The sequence below is a fragment of the Paenibacillus sp. USDA918EY genome (genome assembly GCF_009870825.1).
In the GTDB taxonomy this organism is placed as follows: Bacteria; Bacillota; Bacilli; order Paenibacillales; family Paenibacillaceae; genus Paenibacillus_AQ; species Paenibacillus_AQ albilobatus.
The window spans coordinates 338,789-354,236 of sequence record NZ_WTWY01000001.1 but is presented as its reverse complement, the minus strand read 5'-3'; the positions used below and the strand labels follow the sequence as shown (position 1 = coordinate 354,236).

12 protein-coding genes are annotated in these 15,448 nt (G+C 55.3%); 2 read left to right on the top strand and 10 right to left on the bottom strand.

Going from position 1 to position 15,448, the window contains the following annotated elements; genetic code table 11:
* Positions 1–134: 134 nt before the first annotated feature.
* The 7 genes from GQY55_RS01785 to GQY55_RS01755 all read right to left on the bottom strand — a co-directional run bounded on the left by GQY55_RS01785 (position 135) and on the right by GQY55_RS01755 (position 10,579).
* On the bottom strand, positions 135–623 hold the full coding sequence (locus tag GQY55_RS01785) for a GNAT family N-acetyltransferase (protein WP_160037599.1): 489 nt from the start codon (positions 621–623) through the stop codon (positions 135–137).
* 24 nt (positions 624–647) lie between these two features.
* The gene (locus tag GQY55_RS01780) at positions 648–1,148 is read right to left on the bottom strand and encodes a DinB family protein (protein WP_160037598.1); all 501 of its coding nucleotides are present in this window, start codon (positions 1,146–1,148) and stop codon (positions 648–650) included.
* A gap of 339 nt (positions 1,149–1,487) precedes the next feature.
* Positions 1,488–7,586 carry an S-layer homology domain-containing protein gene (locus GQY55_RS01775; RefSeq protein WP_160037597.1) on the bottom strand — a complete coding sequence of 2,033 codons (6,099 nt, stop codon included), beginning with the start codon at positions 7,584–7,586 and terminating at the stop codon, positions 1,488–1,490.
* Between the two features lie 124 nt (positions 7,587–7,710).
* Positions 7,711–8,340 carry a pyridoxamine 5'-phosphate oxidase family protein gene (locus tag GQY55_RS01770; protein ID WP_160037596.1) on the bottom strand — a complete coding sequence of 210 codons (630 nt, stop codon included), beginning with the start codon at positions 8,338–8,340 and terminating at the stop codon, positions 7,711–7,713.
* Positions 8,341–8,488: 148 nt separating this feature from the next.
* A complete protein-coding gene (locus tag GQY55_RS01765) occupies positions 8,489–9,226 on the bottom strand; it encodes a MerR family transcriptional regulator (RefSeq protein ID WP_160037595.1) in 738 nt (245 codons plus the stop codon).
* A gap of 90 nt (positions 9,227–9,316) precedes the next feature.
* Positions 9,317–10,111, bottom strand: coding sequence for a phosphotransferase family protein (locus GQY55_RS01760; protein WP_160037594.1), 795 nt, complete (start codon positions 10,109–10,111; stop codon positions 9,317–9,319).
* Positions 10,112–10,240: 129 nt separating this feature from the next.
* Positions 10,241–10,579: a hypothetical protein gene (locus GQY55_RS01755; protein WP_160037593.1), complete on the bottom strand. Its 339-nt coding sequence runs from the start codon at positions 10,577–10,579 to the stop codon at positions 10,241–10,243.
* A 228-nt stretch (positions 10,580–10,807) separates the two neighbouring features.
* On the opposite strand from GQY55_RS01755, the gene pepT reads away from it, so the two are divergent.
* Positions 10,808–12,043 (top strand): peptidase T, encoded by a 1,236-nt coding sequence (gene pepT, locus GQY55_RS01750; protein ID WP_160037592.1) that lies wholly within the window; start codon positions 10,808–10,810, stop codon positions 12,041–12,043.
* Positions 12,040–12,879, top strand: coding sequence for a class I SAM-dependent methyltransferase (locus tag GQY55_RS01745; protein ID WP_160037591.1), 840 nt, complete (start codon positions 12,040–12,042; stop codon positions 12,877–12,879). The genes pepT and GQY55_RS01745 overlap by 4 nt, the downstream gene beginning before the upstream one ends.
* Positions 12,880–13,011: 132 nt before the next feature.
* Here the strand turns inward: GQY55_RS01745 and GQY55_RS01740 are convergent, their stop codons facing one another.
* From GQY55_RS01740 to GQY55_RS01730, 3 genes are all read right to left on the bottom strand, one after another.
* A complete protein-coding gene (locus GQY55_RS01740; RefSeq protein WP_160037590.1) occupies positions 13,012–14,157 on the bottom strand; it encodes a glycerate kinase in 1,146 nt (381 codons plus the stop codon).
* Positions 14,158–14,225: 68 nt separating this feature from the next.
* A complete protein-coding gene (locus GQY55_RS01735; protein WP_160037589.1) occupies positions 14,226–14,669 on the bottom strand; it encodes a threonine/serine exporter family protein in 444 nt (147 codons plus the stop codon).
* A 9-nt stretch (positions 14,670–14,678) separates the two neighbouring features.
* Positions 14,679–15,437 carry a threonine/serine exporter family protein gene (locus GQY55_RS01730; protein ID WP_373309119.1) on the bottom strand — a complete coding sequence of 253 codons (759 nt, stop codon included), beginning with the start codon at positions 15,435–15,437 and terminating at the stop codon, positions 14,679–14,681.
* Between the last annotated feature and the right edge of the window lie 11 nt (positions 15,438–15,448).

The following is a 15,448-nucleotide window of genomic DNA, read 5'->3' as shown; positions in this document are numbered from 1 at the left end:
ACAATGACTCTTTTTGTTCCCTATATGATAAAACCAAATTATTGCCAAAAGTCAAGGAGAACCGCCGTGGAAAAATAATACATCGCCGCTGAAATCGCGGTTTTTCGAACGGTTCCGGACCGGCTGCGGCCATGTCATCCATCCCTTCTGACCATGCAAACAAACCTGGTTTTTTCGCCGTGCACCGGCGAATCGAAAACGCAGGTTCGTTCGAACCCCGCCTTTTCGTAAGCCCGGATGGCCCGCTCGTTAAACGAGGCGACAACCAGCCGGACTCCTTTTCCCGGAAATGTCCGTCTGACGTAATCGACTCCGGCGCCGACAAAGCGGCTTCCTTGGCCCTGCCCGGTCAATTCGGGCTTCATCCCCAGCCCAAAGTCGACCAGCGTTTCGTCCTCATAAATTCCCGCTGCGTAACCGCCGGGGACGCGGGCGGAAATTCCCGTGCAAAAAAATCCGATGACGCGTCCTTCCGCGTCCTTCACGGACACATAATCCCCGTTCAACAATTCGGCCGCGTCCTCTTCGCTTCCGTCCATGCTGTAAAGTTCATAAGGATGAGGGTACCGCCATGCGGCAATTGCCGCCGCATCCTCCTCGTTCATGCTGCTTACCGAAATCATACAAAAACACACCTTTTCCTGGTCTTAGAATAGGGTCCGGATCGATTTTTCCTGAAGCAGGACTTCGCCAAGCCCACGGTCGATCACATTCGCCGATACCCGCCGGATGCCAAGCTCCTTGGCCCAAACCGAAAGCTGGCCGACGTGATGGATTTCATGGGCAATGACGTGCCGCAGCACCTCCCCGTACAAAAGCGGCCCCTTGTGCCACGGGACTTGGACGGCTGTTTGCTCCTTTTCGGCATCCGCTGTCGATAACATATCCCGGATTTGTTTGCGGCCCGCATCGGACAATTCCTTGATTCTCTCCAGCGATTGGTATTCCTCAAAGCGGGGCTCCCAATCCTCCATGCCTTCGATAGCCCGGATCCAGCTGAGCTCCACGTCGACGATATGGAACAGCGTCTTCAGGATCGAGCCGACGCCCCCCGTCCGTTCCTTTGCAAGTTCGTCCACAGGCAGCACGGAAAACGCCTCAAACCACTCGTCGCGAACCTGCCAGTTATAGGCAAACCAAGTTTTCAAATCGCCGCTCCTTTCTGTCTCCTGGCCATATACGGTTTATCCTATGCTGCAAAGCCGATGAATTCCCTCCGCGATGATTCTATTTTTTATATGGCTGCTTCGGGAACCATTTCCAAAGTTTCATATACAGTATACCATGGATGCGTGACAGCCGCGGCAAAAAGACTCCGCACGGGACCGATCGATCATCGTTCAAAACGAGGCCGTCCCAAAAGATTTTGGATCTTGAGGGCGGCCCCATTAAAAACAGAACAAAAAAGAAACCGCCCTTTAGTTAGAATGGATGTACCACCCACCATCTACTGAAAGGAACGGTTTCTCTGTACACTCAATATAGATTTATTCTTTGTTCATCAGCATATACACCATCTTAGCCATTTCCGCCCGGGTGACGTTCCCTTTCGGATCAAAGCGGAGATTGCCTTTGCCCGTCATCAGACCAAACCCGTTGACGCGTTCGACGGCTTCCTTCGCCCAGGAGGAGACCCGGTTCATGTCCGTAAACCCGGCATTGGCTGAACCGGACGGTTTCGTCCCGTACCGCGCATCGCTTGCTTTCATCAATATGACGGCGGCTTCCTCGCGGCTGACCGGATCCTGCGGCCGGAACTTGCCGCCGCTGCCTTGAACGATGCCAAGCTTCGACGCTTGCGCGACCGCTGCCGCATAATAAGCATCGGCAGGCACATCCGTAAACGTATTGGCGGTTTCGGACAAGTCTACCCCTGCTCCCCGCATAACGAGGGTAATGAAATCGGCCCGGGTAACCTGCCGGCTTGGGCCGTAATGTGCCTCATCCACGCCTTGAATCAGATGTTTGGCCGTCAGCTTCGAAATAAATTCCTCGGCCCATGAACCCTTCACGTCAACGAACTGCTTGCGATATTCGAGGACCGCGTACGAGCCCGGCTCCCCGGCCGCAAACGTCACGGCGCTTCCCCGGAAGCTGCCGCCCTTGTACACCGGCTTCCGGTCAAGAAGATATACGCCTGCATAATCGCTTTGAAGCTGTTTTTGCTGCTCGGCCGACAAACTTCTTTCGATCGTGACCGGACTGCCGAAAGCGGTAACCTCCGATTCGGTTTGCCCTTTCAACTTGATCATCCGCAGCGAATAAACGAGACCCGCATACGAATAGTCCTTTGCGGCGTTTAAATTGTCGCTCAATTTTTGCTTCATGACGCTAGTCATGGACGTGTCGATGCGAAGCAGCAGCTGATCGATCGCGTCGAGCTGATCCGGCATCGAAGCCGCAGGCAGCGTAACCGTGATACCCGGCGCGGAAATGATGACCGAAAGTCCGCTGTCTTTCGCCTTTTTTAACGCTCCCGCAGGAAGATACACGGCCGATTCGCCGTCCTGCTTGCCGTCGCCTGCCAGTTCGACGACGACTTTGCCGCCGCCGGCCGTCGTAACGGCTTGTTCCAACGCCTGCGCATCCGCATGGTACGCCCCGTCGGAGGACGGCTTTATCGTGATCTGCCCATTGCCTGCTTCCGTCACTGGCGGTTTCGGCACGTTTGGCACGCCGGGATTCGTACCCTGGCTGCCGCCACCGCCGCTTCCTCCGCCTCCGGGAGGCTGCGCTTCGCCGGTTTTGGCCCCGGTATAAAAGCCCCAAATATCCGACAGCGCGCTGCCGCTATGCTCATCTTCCGCTTTGACATACCATTGCTCATAGCTGTTGGCCGGGAGGCCTTTCCACGCCACGGAGGTTTCCGTGCCGCTTGGAACGCCCGACTTGGCGCCGATTTGCTGGTCGGTATAAACCTTTACGCCGATATAATCGGTGGCCACCCGTTTGGTTGCCGGTTCAAGGCCCAAATCGAGGCTGAATTCGTCCTTGCCTTTTTCCGTCTCCGGATCATAGTAATTGTAATCGTCCAAATACGGCGAATACGTCTTGATGTGGAGCTTGTTGTTTTTCATGTCGAATTGCATGAGTCGGATGTAACCCAGTCCGCCTTCGGGAGCACCCTGATAATCGGCCAGCATTTGATACACGCTGCGGTCGGGGATGCCGTCCCCGTTATCGTCCAATTGATCCACTTTCAGCTCCGCGTCGTGATAATGCCCGGACAACGCCGCGATGACGTTTTTGTTCGGCTTTACGACCTTTTCGAAAATTTGATCGGCAATCGGCGCCCGGTTGTTGGATACGAGCAAATATTCATGCAGGCACAAAATCGCCTTGCGTTCCGGATATTTGGAAACGACCTCGTTCATCCATTCGATTTCCTTGTCGCCGAGTCCCCATCCCATGTACACGATGATGAAGTCGTTCCCGTTCGACGATACCAAGTCGTAATGGCCGCGGTTATTGTCGTACGACCCGCCGAACACCTGGTTGTTTTTGAAGCGGTTTTCGCCGAAATATTCCTTGAACTTCGTATAATCGTTGTTCTGGTGATCGACGTCATGGTTGCCTGCCAGCACGCCGTACGGAATGTTGGCGTCTTCCAGCACCTTCATGTCCTTGTCGGCTTCGATCCATTGGTATTCCTGATAGGATTTATCGACGACGTCGCCGGTATGGATCACGTATTTGATGTTCATTTTATCTTTTTGCTCGACGACCCAGTTCACGATTTTTTGATAAATCTGCGGATAGCTTTGGGAGTAATATTGGGTGTCGGACATCCAGACGAACGAAAAATCGTAAGGGTCCTGCGATTCCGGCGTCGGCTTGCTGCCGCTGTTGGCCGCTTGGACCGCAATTTCGTCCTGCACCATGACCTCGATGACTTGGCCGCTCGCATAATCTCCTGCTTTGACCACCGCATTCAAGCCGAAATCATCCGTACCGGCGATGACTTGATCGAGCTGCACCCACTTTCCTTGCGACGGGCTCCAGGCATACAAGCTTACTTTCCGTCCTTCCAGCGATTTCCCCTTCCATTCGATGTCCACCCGGTCGGTGCTTTTTACCGAAGGATCAAGCTTCACTTCAAAGCGCTGGTAAGGGAATTGTTCCACGGAATCGTTGACGAGATATTTCCCGTCCACCGCGCTGATTTTTTCGTAATCCGCCGCGCCCATGGCCTTTTCTCCCGCTGGAGCCATCTCTTTCGGCGGTTCGGTTACGGACGTATTCATGTAGCCCGAAAATCCTTCCGCGCGGCTGCCGTCATATTTGTAGCCCTTGTAAAACGTCACGTTTAACGGATCCTGGTTCGGGTCCTGGACTTTGACGGTCAGATCCGCATCGGTCCCGGCATGAGTCTGGCCCTGCTTAGGGCTGACCAGCTCCGGAGGCAGCGGATTCTCGTCGGGCACTTTGAAGCTCACGGTCGTTTCGGAAATGTTTCCAATCTTATCGGCCGCCTGGATATACAGCTTATGGGTTCCGCCTTTCATTTCCCCGGAAGAGGTTTTGAAAGGAAGCTCAACCGGCTTGTCGTCCAGCTTTACGGACACCTTGTCCACGCCTGCCAGGGCGTCCTTGATCTCGGCATCGATGACGAATTCCCCGCGGTATTCCTTGCCTTCTTCTACCGTCGGCTTGATGGTCGGGGCGGTATTGTCCACGATCACGTTTGCGGTCACTTGCTCCGTGCCGTCGGAAACGGCCACTTGATGGGCGCCGTCCGGCACGGCAGTCGTATCCCAGTCGTACGCTTTCGCTTTCAGGTGTTCCGGCTTCAGATCAAAATGAAATCCGATCGACTCGCTTTTGCCTGCCGAATCGCCCATCTTGATCTGCTTTTCTTTTTCGGCGTAGGCAGGATCCCAAATTTCGGTGCCGTCGGCCAGCAGCAATCGGACGTTTTTCACTTCGAAATCGTCTTTGTTCTCTTCCGGACGTTTATCGAAAGGAGAAGTTTTGGAGCCCGCCCGGATATAGATGACATTGTCTCCCGCCTTTAAGCGCTCTGCGCCGATCGGAAAGGACAACGTCGTATACGTGGTGATCGGATCCATAAAGGTATACAGAATCGTTTTGTCCTCCAGTTCCGGAGGTCCCATCGTCACCGCGTTTTTGAAGTAATAATCGACGTTGACGGCGTCGAATACGAAATAAGCGTCATGTTCAAGTCCGGCATACGTGCCTGGGTCCGGCAGCTTTTTCCCGTCGATGCTTAAAGTTACGCCCGCGGTTCCGGCCGCTTCCGAAGTCCCTTTGACCGTATGGATCCCCTTCACGATCTCCTGATCCTTTACGTTCAGGCGAAGCGGCGCATCGCTCACCCCTCCGGTGACAGCCACTCTGGTCGTGTCGGATTTCGTTTCATTCACTCCGTCGGAAACGACGAAATAATATTCGATGAACTTGCGTCCGATCAAATCGGCAGGGCTCAGCTTGTAATGGTACAGCATGTCGTTAAAATCTTCCGTCAGGCGGTGCCCGCTAAATGCGGCCTGCTTGTCCGAACGGACGAATACTTCGACCGAAGTCACCTCGCGATCATCCTTGGCATCGGCCTTAAGCTCCAGCCCTTTGGACTGGTCCGCTTCCTTGACTCCCGTTGCGTCCTGTACCGTCGGCGAAACGGTGTCCGCGACGACATGGACCGGTTCTGCGGGAACCTGCGAAGGCGTGACGGATCCCGGCGTCGGCGAGTCCGTACCCGATCCGGCTTTGATCATCACCGTGCCGCCGTTCATCGGGTAGCCGAAAACGATCGCCTTGTCCTCTTTCGTTTCATCGCCTTTCGTTCCGCCCTCATACGTCAGATCGGCGTCGTAATACGCGGAGGAAATTTCCCTGCCGGTATTCGTTTTGATCACGACCGCCCGTCTGCCGGAATTGGCCATGCCGTCGCTTTGAATCGACTGCAGCGTCTGCCCCGGAATCAGGTTCGTTTTGTAAAATTGGTTGAAGTCGTTTTCCGTGTAGGTCGTGTTGGCGCTGTTTTTAATCCAGAACACGACGGATTGTTTCGGCGCAATAACAAAGTCAGGGTTCACGGACGGCCACTCTACGTCGGCTGCCGGGCCTTTATCCGGATAGCGGTAATAGATTTTGTAGTTTTTGAAATTTACCGGCTGGTCGGAGTTGTTGTACACCTCGATGTATTCGTACGCATCCGTCGACGTGCCCGGCACGTTGGCCGTGTTGGGCACAAGCTCCGTCACGAGCAGCACCGGCGCCTTGGACGGATCGAACGGATCCATGTTGACCCGGGTGGTATATGGCTTGTCGAGCTGGCCCGCCAGAATGCGGTATTGCAGCGTAGGTTCCGCAAGCGCGGCTGCAGGAATCGTCGCCGTATAATCGCCCGTGTTGCCCGAATCCGTCATCGTCGCTACGGTGTATCTGGCTTGGGACGGCGTTTTGTAAAGCAGCTTGACAGGGGCTTTGGAGCCGTCCGCGTTTGTGCCCGGGTTTTTCACATGGGCTTTGATTTCATAATCATTGGCATTGACGACGTCCGCCGGCGTATGGGTGATTTCGGTTTGTTTTCCTTCTTCGATGACCGGCGGAACGGCTTGCGAAGGATCGATTTCCCCCGGCGTGGCCGCCGTTTTCCCGGATTCCGCCATGACGGTCATCAGCGTGCTTCCCGCCACCGGATGCTTGAAAAAGATGCCCATATTGGGTTTGACATGTTCCGGCCCATAAGCGGCCGACACGATCGTTTCTCCGCTTTTGCCTTTGATGGCAAGCGTTCTGGCGCTGCCGTTCGCCATCCCGCCGCCTCCGGAAATCCGGAACAGATGGACGCCTTCAACCAGATTCGTGCCGAAATTGGCGTTGAACTGATCCGCCGTTAACGGGTCGTTTTTTCCGTTCATGATCCAAAACACGACCGGCTGGCGGGCCGGAATGATGATATCGGTTCCCGGATCGGGTGTCCACGGATTGCTGTTATTGTAAAAGAAAGAATAGTCCTTAAAGTTCACATCCTGATCCGTGTTGTTGTAAACCTCCACGAATTCGTAGGCGTCCGTGCTCGATCCCGGCAAATCGGCCGTGTCCGGCACCATTTCCGTAATGAGCAGCGCCGGCGCGTCAACCTGTGCCGCAAGTGCTTCCGCCTGCAAAGACCGGATGGCAGCGGCGTAAGCGCCGGTCCGAATGACGTTCCCTCCGGAGTCCAACACATCGATCGAATACTTCAACTCCCGCCCGATCAGCGTTTCGCCCGGAATGTCTCCCGTGTATGTATCCGGCTGTTGTCCCGATGGCTTCAACTCGACCGGGCCGAAATCTTTCCCGTCCACCGAAAAACGGATTTGCCCGCTCCATGGTTGATCCGCGCCGTACACGACAGCCGTAACCGTATAATTTTGCTTTTCCGGAATCCATGCCGGCGGCGTATGATCCAATCGGATGCCGCTAGGCTGGTTAAGCTGGGTTTGCTGCGCGCTGTCCATCACCGATAACGGCTCGGCATGGGCCGCGTTCATCAAAACGGCGGGCGTTCCGGTCGTCAGCATCACGCCGCTCAGCATGGCGATCGAAACGCTCCGTCTAAGTTTCCTCGTCCTGTTCAATGCAGCTTACATCTCCTTCACAAAGGTATTTGACCATGCAAATCCATTGTATGAAGGTTGTGTTAGCTGGATATTATTGCAGGGTAAAGCGATAGTTAATCTCATTAAATAGCGTTAACATCGATTAATAAAGCCGTTTTTCATAGCTTTCGGCGAGCGACGCCCGCACTTCGTCCACAGTCAGGCGCAATTTCCCCGCATGCGTGGCGATGATCGCCGCCGGATCGGGAAGGGACGCTGCCTCGGGCCAATGTTCAGGCTGCCACAGCCTAGATCTTTTGAACGCTTTCGCGCAGTGGATGTAGCACTCCTCCACCTCGACCGCGATGCCAACGGCGGGAATTTTTCCTTGCACGGCCATGCGCTCCATCAAATCCGGGTCGCGGATGATGCTGGCTTTGCCGTTGATGCGCAGCGTTTCCTCCAATCCCGGAATGACGAAAATGAGGCCGATGCGCGGATTTTCCAAAAGGTTGCGGAGCGAGTCGTATCTCCGGTTGCCGGGGCGTTCCGGCAGGATCAAATGATGATCGTCGAGTATGTATGCAAAACCTGGGGCATCGCCGCGCGGAGAACAGTCGCATGTGCCGTCCGCGCCGCTGGTGGCGACAAAAACGAGCGGAGACAACGATATGAAATGCCGGCAGTGATGATCAAGCGAGGGGATGACTTTTTGGTTGACGAGTTCCCGGGGTTTGCCCGCAAGCTGCTCAAGCTCCTCTACGGAGCAAAGGATATGCTGAAATTTCTCCATTATAAACACCTCCGGATTTATTATAAAGCAGCGCGACCGTTTGATGTCAAAAGAAGGAAGAAGCAGCGGACGTTTACCTGGTGCACAATGGGTTTTAGCAAGCAAAAAACCGGAGCAGGCTCCGGTTTTTTGCTTTTTTTGGGTAACGCTAGTTTCGGCGATCCGCATATTCGGCCATGGCATCCCTCATAAAAACGGCAAGCCCCTCGCCAAACTTGTCGATGTTCCGCGTAAATCGTTCATCGTCCACGTACATTTGGCCGAGTCCTTTGAACGCCTCCAGCGAATAGCTGCCCAACCGGTTCAGGAACCGGTACCATTCGCCGATCGCCTCCTGGGCCTCATCCGATTCCGGGGACAATTGCCGCAAAGCCGCCAGCTTCCGGTAGATGGCGTTCATTTCTTCTTCCAGCTTCGTTTGCTCGCTTTTGGACAAGCTGCCGAGTTTGGCGTTGGATTCGTCCACCGCTTGATCGCCCCAGCGCTCTCGCGCTTCCTGCTCATACGGATTGCTGCTGAAATCAAAGCCCGCAAATTTTTCCTGATTCGACATGTTGATCTCTCCTTTTTCGTGTTTCATCGTTTTCTCCAAGGTTTCGATCATCCGCTCCAGCCTTATTCGCTTTTCCAGCAGAAGCTTGTGGTGAAGCTCCATCGCCTCCATCCGGTCGAAATCCGTGCTGCTTACGATCTGGCGGATTTGCTTCAACGGGAACCCGAGCTCCCGGAAATACAAAATTTGCTGAAGCTTCGCCAAATCTTCATCGGTATATATCCGGTAACCGGCTTCCGTGGTTTGGCTCGGATGCAGCAGGCCGATTTCGTCATAGTGATGAAGGGTGCGCACGCTGATCCCCGCCAGCTCGGCGACTTCTTTCACCATCATGGATGTTCTCCCCTTTCCTTTTTCACTATAAAGAATCACGTAACGTGAGAGTCAACAGGCATTTTCATTTTTTTGCGGACTCAAAGGATTTTACTGCTTTCGGATCAGCTCCAGCAGCTTCTCTTTTTCAGAATCCGGAATCCATTCGGTTAAGCGCGCCGAAGCGACCGGAACCATCCACTTTACGATCTCTTCGCGGGGAATCCGGGTCAGCCTAGTATATTCGTTCATATACGCCGCGGCTAACTCCTGCCGGATGCCGGTAAAGAACTCGATGGCCGAAGGAGGCAATTCATCCGGCAGCGCGCCGTGCTCCAGCATCAGCAGCGTTCTTGCGACATCCGCGGCGGGACTGCCGGCCGTAGCCGTCATCCAATCGATGACCCATTCCTTTTGCCCGAGAATGACATTGTCCGGATGAAAATCTCCATGACATAACGAGCCCCCGTCTTCCAGCTCTTCCAGCTTTAGGACGATCCCGGCCTTCTCCTCGGCCGACAGGAGCGGGGCATCCGAAATCCGGCGTTCCAAAGCCGCTTTCAATCGCGGCAGTCCCTCCGCCTTCCGCCCATGTATTTCCGCGTGGATGCGAGCCATCCGCCGGGCTTCGGTTTCGACGATTCCGGGATTTTGAAAAATCGCCGCAAGCATCGTGTGTCCCTCCGCCTTTTCGTAGACGACGCCCACGCGTCCTTCCCTTTCAAGAAACTCGAACGGCTCCGGTACATGCAGCCCTGACCGGAACACGTTCTGCGCGATCCGAAACTCTTCTTCCGCCATCGTTCTCGGCAATCCATTGCGAAAAAGCTTCAGCACCCTGCCCGATTCCAAAGCATAAAGCTCGGCAGTTCGCTCGGCGGCCACCATCCGCTCCTTTTCTTTCATCCGACTCTTCCTCTCCGTTTGCGCCAAATGTGATCCCATGCCACACCTTTTTTTGAAACGATACATGCATTGTAATTCAAACCCGAAACATTGAGAAGCGCGAATCGGCGGGCGAACGCCGACCTCGGGCTATGTCGAAGGTTTTTCGTCCTGATCCGAATCGGAATTCAGGCTCTCATCCCATACCCTGTTCGCTTCTTGGCGCTCCGCCCAGTTCTCTTTTGCTTTTTCCTTATAACGCTGAACCGCGGCCGGGAAATCCCCGAGAATGAAATAAACCACCCCCAATATAAAAAAGAGGATGCTTAACAGCAGCAAAAAAACACCCGACTCATAAAGCGCCATGCGAAAATCGTATGATCCCATACCTCCGTTTTGCGTCAACAACATCGCGTCCGTCACATATCTTACCGCAAACAAAAATGCGCCGATCGCAAGGAATGCGACGCCTGCTCCTCGTCTGTTCATCCGAACTCCCTCCTGTCGCGTTCTTAAAAAGCACCCATATCCTTAACGCGTTCCGCACTGCCGTAGTTACCTTTAACTTTTACATCCGAATCTTTCCGAGCATTTCCGCTCCCTGTGATTTTATAGCCCGTCCGTGATATCATAGAAAGGAGACACAAATACATACCGAGCTTTTATCGACGGGGGAGCCTCCGGGCGTCCTCTACAATAGAAAAGGAGCTGACAATTGTGAAACAGGAAATCATGGAACGCTTTATTTCCTACGCCAAAGTTGAAACGCAATCGAACGAGGACAGCCCGACCTGCCCTTCCACGCCGGGTCAGCTGAACCTTGCCCGCATGCTCGTCGACGAACTGAAAAACATCGGCATGCAGGAGGTGACCATGGACGACAACGGCTATGTCATGGCTACGCTGCCTTCCAACAGCGACCGCGACGTGCCGACGATCGGATTTTTGGCCCATGTGGATACCGCTACCGATTTCACGGGAGCCGGCGTGAACCCGCAAACGATCGAAAACTACGACGGCGGCGACATCGTCCTGAATTCCGGGCTGAACGTCGTGCTCTCTCCAAAACAGTTTCCGGAGCTGTCCGGCTATAAAGGCCATACGTTGATCACGACGGACGGAACCACCTTGCTCGGGGCGGACGACAAAGCAGGCATCGCCGAAATTATGACCGCCATGGCCTATCTGATCCAGCATCCCGAAATCAAGCACGGAAAAATCCGGGTGGCGTTTACGCCTGACGAGGAAATCGGCAGAGGCCCGCAAAAATTCGACGTCAAAGCGTTTAACGCGGACTTCGCGTATACGATGGACGGCGGACCGCTCGGGGAGCTCGAATACGAAAGCTTCAACGCGGCCAAAGCGAGCATCACGATCAACGGCACCAACGTGCATCCCGGCACGGCCAAAAACAAAATGGTCAACTCGATCAAAATCGCCATGGAGCTGAACGGCAAACTTCCGGCCGAACAAGCCCCGGAACATACGGAGGGGTATGAGGGCTTCTACCACCTGCTGAGCCAAAACGGGGATACCGAACGCACGAAAATGGAGTACATCATCCGCGACTTCGACCGGACGGAATTCGAAAACAAAAAGGAAAACCTGAAGCGGATCGTCAAAGAACTGCAGGCCAAATACGGGGAAGAACGGATCGTGCTCGACATGCGCGACCAGTACTATAACATGAAGGAAAAAATCGAACCCGTCAAAGAAATCGTGGACATCGCGTATGATGCGATGGAAAGCCTGGGCATCAAACCGATCGTCAAACCGATCCGCGGCGGCACCGACGGTTCCCAGCTCTCCTACATGGGACTGCCGACGCCAAACATCTTTACGGGCGGCGAAAACTACCACGGCAAATTCGAATATATTTCGGTGGACAACATGCTGAAGGCGGTTCAAGTGATCGTGGAAATCGTTCAACGATTTGAGCGGCGCGGCGCATGAGCCACATTCCCGAAGGCAACCGCCAAAGCAACGTCGACCGTTTCTCCGGTTACAAGGATTTGTATGACCGATATCGGCCCGGCGCCCCCAGCGAAGTCATCCGGATATTAACGGGATATTTGCAGCGCAAGCCCCGGCTCGTTCTGGACGTTGGCTGCGGCACCGGACTGTCCACTTTCGTTTGGAAAAGCGACGCGGTAACGGTCGTCGGGATCGAACCGAACGACGACATGCGCAGCAAAGCCGAAGAAAAGCTGCGCTTGCTGCAGGCCGAAGACCCTGCCGCAGGCAGCATCCGGTTTATGAGCGGCTACTCGAACAAACTGGAGTTTCCGGACGGCGCAGCGGATCTGATCACCTGCTCCCAATCCTTTCATTGGATGGACCCTGTCAGCACGCTTGCCGAAGCTGCAAGGGTTTTGAAGCCGGGCGGCATCTTTGCGGCATACGACTGCGACTGGCCGCAGACCGCTTCCTGGGAGGCGGAAAAAGCGTACGTCGATCTTCTGGATCATGCCGACCAGCTGCTGAAGGAACGTCAAAGCGAAAAGGATCAAGCCGTCAAAGGGGACAAGGAATCGCATCTGGCCCGCATCAAGGAAAGCGGCCACTTCCGATACGCGCGGGAAATCGTATTCCACAACGAAGAAACCTGCGACAGCGAACGGTACATCGGTCTAGCGCTTTCCCAGGGGGGCCTTCAAACCTGTCTCAAGCTTGGATTCACCGATCTGGAAGAGGAAATAAAGCGTTTCAAGGCGTTGGTGAAGGAGTATTTTCTGGAGCGCACGCTTGAGGTGCTGTTCAGCTACAGAATGAGAATCGGCGTCAAATAACGGTTCGGTCACCCTTTTGTTTCGTTCACCCGATAACTGCAAAAGGCGGAAGCAAGTTCGTTACATCTTGCCTCCGCCTTTTTATGTACCCGCACCAAAACGCGCGCCGTGATCAATCCGTCCAAGCAACCGTCATCTCCGGAGCATCAACAGCCGCATCGCATTTTCCGCGGCACGCTCCATGTTGGCCTCCCCCTGCCGAAGCGCATCCTGCAGGTCGCAGGCGCCGGGCAGAATGCCGAATACCGCGTCGATTCCTTGTTCGTAAAGCTCGTCAATGCCGTCGCCGATCCTTCCGGCAAACGCAATGACGGGCTTTCGATGTTTCTTGGCCGCCCGGGCTACGCCGTAGGGCGTTTTGCCGAACCGGGTTTGGGCGTCGATGCTCCCCTCGCCCGTCCAGACCATGTCCGCCCGTTTTATTTTTTCCTCCAGTCCCGTCATTCGTGCGACAAGTTCCATCCCCTTGTGTAACGTCCCGTTCAAAAACACCATGATCCCGGCGCCCAAACCGCCGGCAGCTCCCGCTCCGGGAACGTCGGCGATGTCGATGCCAAGCTGGCGGCGGATGACATCGGCAAAATGCCGCAAATTCGCATCCAGAACGGCCGCCATATCCGGGGTGGCTCCTTTTTGCGGCCCAAAGACATGCGATGCCCCTTCCGGCCCGCACAGCGGATTTGTCACATCGCAAGCCGCTTCGACCTTGACCTGCCGGATTCTCGGATCAAGTCCGCCAAAGTCGATTCGGCTCAATTTGTGCAGCGCGCCTCCGCCGGGCCCCAGCTCATGCCCGCTTTCGTCCAGCAGCTTGCCGCCCAGCGCCTGAAGCATCCCTGCGCCGCCGTCATTCGTAGCGCTGCCGCCGATTCCGATCAGCAGGCGATGTATCCCATGATCCAAAGCGGCTTTAATGAGCTGTCCCGTGCCGTAGGTCGTCGTCAGCAGCGGATTCCGCTCCGTTTCGGGAACGAGGCCGATGCCGCTGGCGCTCGCCATTTCCAGCACGGCCGTCTTTCCGTCGCCGGTAATTCCGTAACAAGCCTGCACCTCGCTTCCTAGCGGTCCCTTCACCCGAAGGGGGTACAACCTGCCGCCGGTCGCGTCGACGATCGATTGCGCCGTTCCTTCCCCGCCGTCGGCCATGGGCGCATGCAGGCAGCGAATTTCCGGGTTGGCGCGCCGGATGCCCCGCTCCATCGCTTCGCACACCTGTTTGGCCGTCATGCTTTCCTTGAACGAGTCCGGGGCCAGCACAATCGTCTTTACATCGATCATTTGCAAGTCCTCCCCTCCAGAACTACGATGGTCCGGCTTCAATGCAGCCATGAACCCGGCATCTCGGCTCAAGGCGTCTTGGCAGCGCGAATTTTCCGGATCAATTGGTTGGTTACCTCGGACAGCAGCAGTCCCAGCGCGATTGCTCCGGACATCATAAACGCCACCGCGCCGGATTGCACCGCCTGGTCGTAATGGTTTTCCACCGCGTTGCGCATCGCGTCATAAGCCAAACCGCCCGGAACGAGCGGAATGATCCCGGACACGCTGAACACGATGATCGGTTTGCGGTACATTTTGGCGAAAAAATAGCTGATCATCGTAACGCAGTATGCGGCAACGACCGTAGCCGCAAGCTTTTGGACGCCGATATCCTGCAGCCATATGTATAGCACCCAGCCCACCATGCCCGCGAGCCCGCACTGCCAGAGCGTTTTTTTCGGGGCGTTGAAGATCATGCCGAATGCGGCGGATGCGATGAAGCTCGTAACGATTTGTTCGATATAATACATCTTGACCTCCTACTGCAAAGACAGCATAAACGCGATTCCCGCCCCGATAGCGAAGGACGTAATGAAGGCTTCCGCTCCTTTGGACAAGCCTGAAACGAGGTGGCCCGCCATCAAATCCCGAATCGCGTTCGTGATCAAAAGGCCGGGAACGAGCGGCATCACGGAGCTGATGATGATCGTGTCGCGGGCTTGCCCGAACCCGTATTTCACGAACAGAATCGCGCATAACCCGATCATGAGCGCCCCCGAAAACTCCGCAAAAAACTTGACCGGGATAAACCGGTGCAGCAGAACCGAGCAGTAGTAGCCGATCCCGCCCGCAAGCATCGCCGGAATGAAGTCCAGCCAGGTGCCGCGGAACATGATCAGGAAACATCCGCTGGCCACGGCCGCCATGAGCACGTTCAGCCATACCGGGTAAATGGCGCGCGTCCGGTCGATTTCCTGCAATTCACGGTAGGCATCGGCGATGGACATGCCCCCTTGGCTGATTTTGCGGGAGAGGGTGTTCACCCGGTCGATTTTATACAAGTTGGTCGTCCGCTCCGTGATCCGGTTCAGCCGGGTCATCGGCTGCGGATCCTCCAGCGAGAAAATGATGCCGGTCGGCGTCATATAGCTGTGCGTATGGTCGATCCCGTAAGACGAGGCGATCCGCATCATCGTATCCTCCACCCGGTACGTTTCCGCCCCGCTTTCCAGCATAATCTGCCCGGCCAGCAGGCAAACCTTCATAATTTCGCGTTCTTCGCGCAATGATTCCTCCAAAGCCAAAGCTT

What these genes read in the sequence shown, in the direction of transcription:
- GQY55_RS01785 (WP_160037599.1), bottom strand. Translation starts at nt 623, where the DNA reads ATGATTTCGGTAAGCAGCATGAACGAGGAGGATGCGGCGGCAATTGCC.
- GQY55_RS01770 (WP_160037596.1), bottom strand. Translation starts at nt 8,340, where the DNA reads ATGGAGAAATTTCAGCATATCCTTTGCTCCGTAGAGGAGCTTGAGCAG.
- GQY55_RS01765 (WP_160037595.1), bottom strand. Translation starts at nt 9,226, where the DNA reads ATGATGGTGAAAGAAGTCGCCGAGCTGGCGGGGATCAGCGTGCGCACC.
- GQY55_RS01760 (WP_160037594.1), bottom strand. Translation starts at nt 10,111, where the DNA reads ATGAAAGAAAAGGAGCGGATGGTGGCCGCCGAGCGAACTGCCGAGCTT.
- GQY55_RS01755 (WP_160037593.1), bottom strand. Translation starts at nt 10,579, where the DNA reads ATGAACAGACGAGGAGCAGGCGTCGCATTCCTTGCGATCGGCGCATTT.
- GQY55_RS01745 (WP_160037591.1), top strand. Translation starts at nt 12,040, where the DNA reads ATGAGCCACATTCCCGAAGGCAACCGCCAAAGCAACGTCGACCGTTTC.
- GQY55_RS01740 (WP_160037590.1), bottom strand. Translation starts at nt 14,157, where the DNA reads ATGATCGATGTAAAGACGATTGTGCTGGCCCCGGACTCGTTCAAGGAA.
- GQY55_RS01735 (WP_160037589.1), bottom strand. Translation starts at nt 14,669, where the DNA reads ATGTATTATATCGAACAAATCGTTACGAGCTTCATCGCATCCGCCGCA.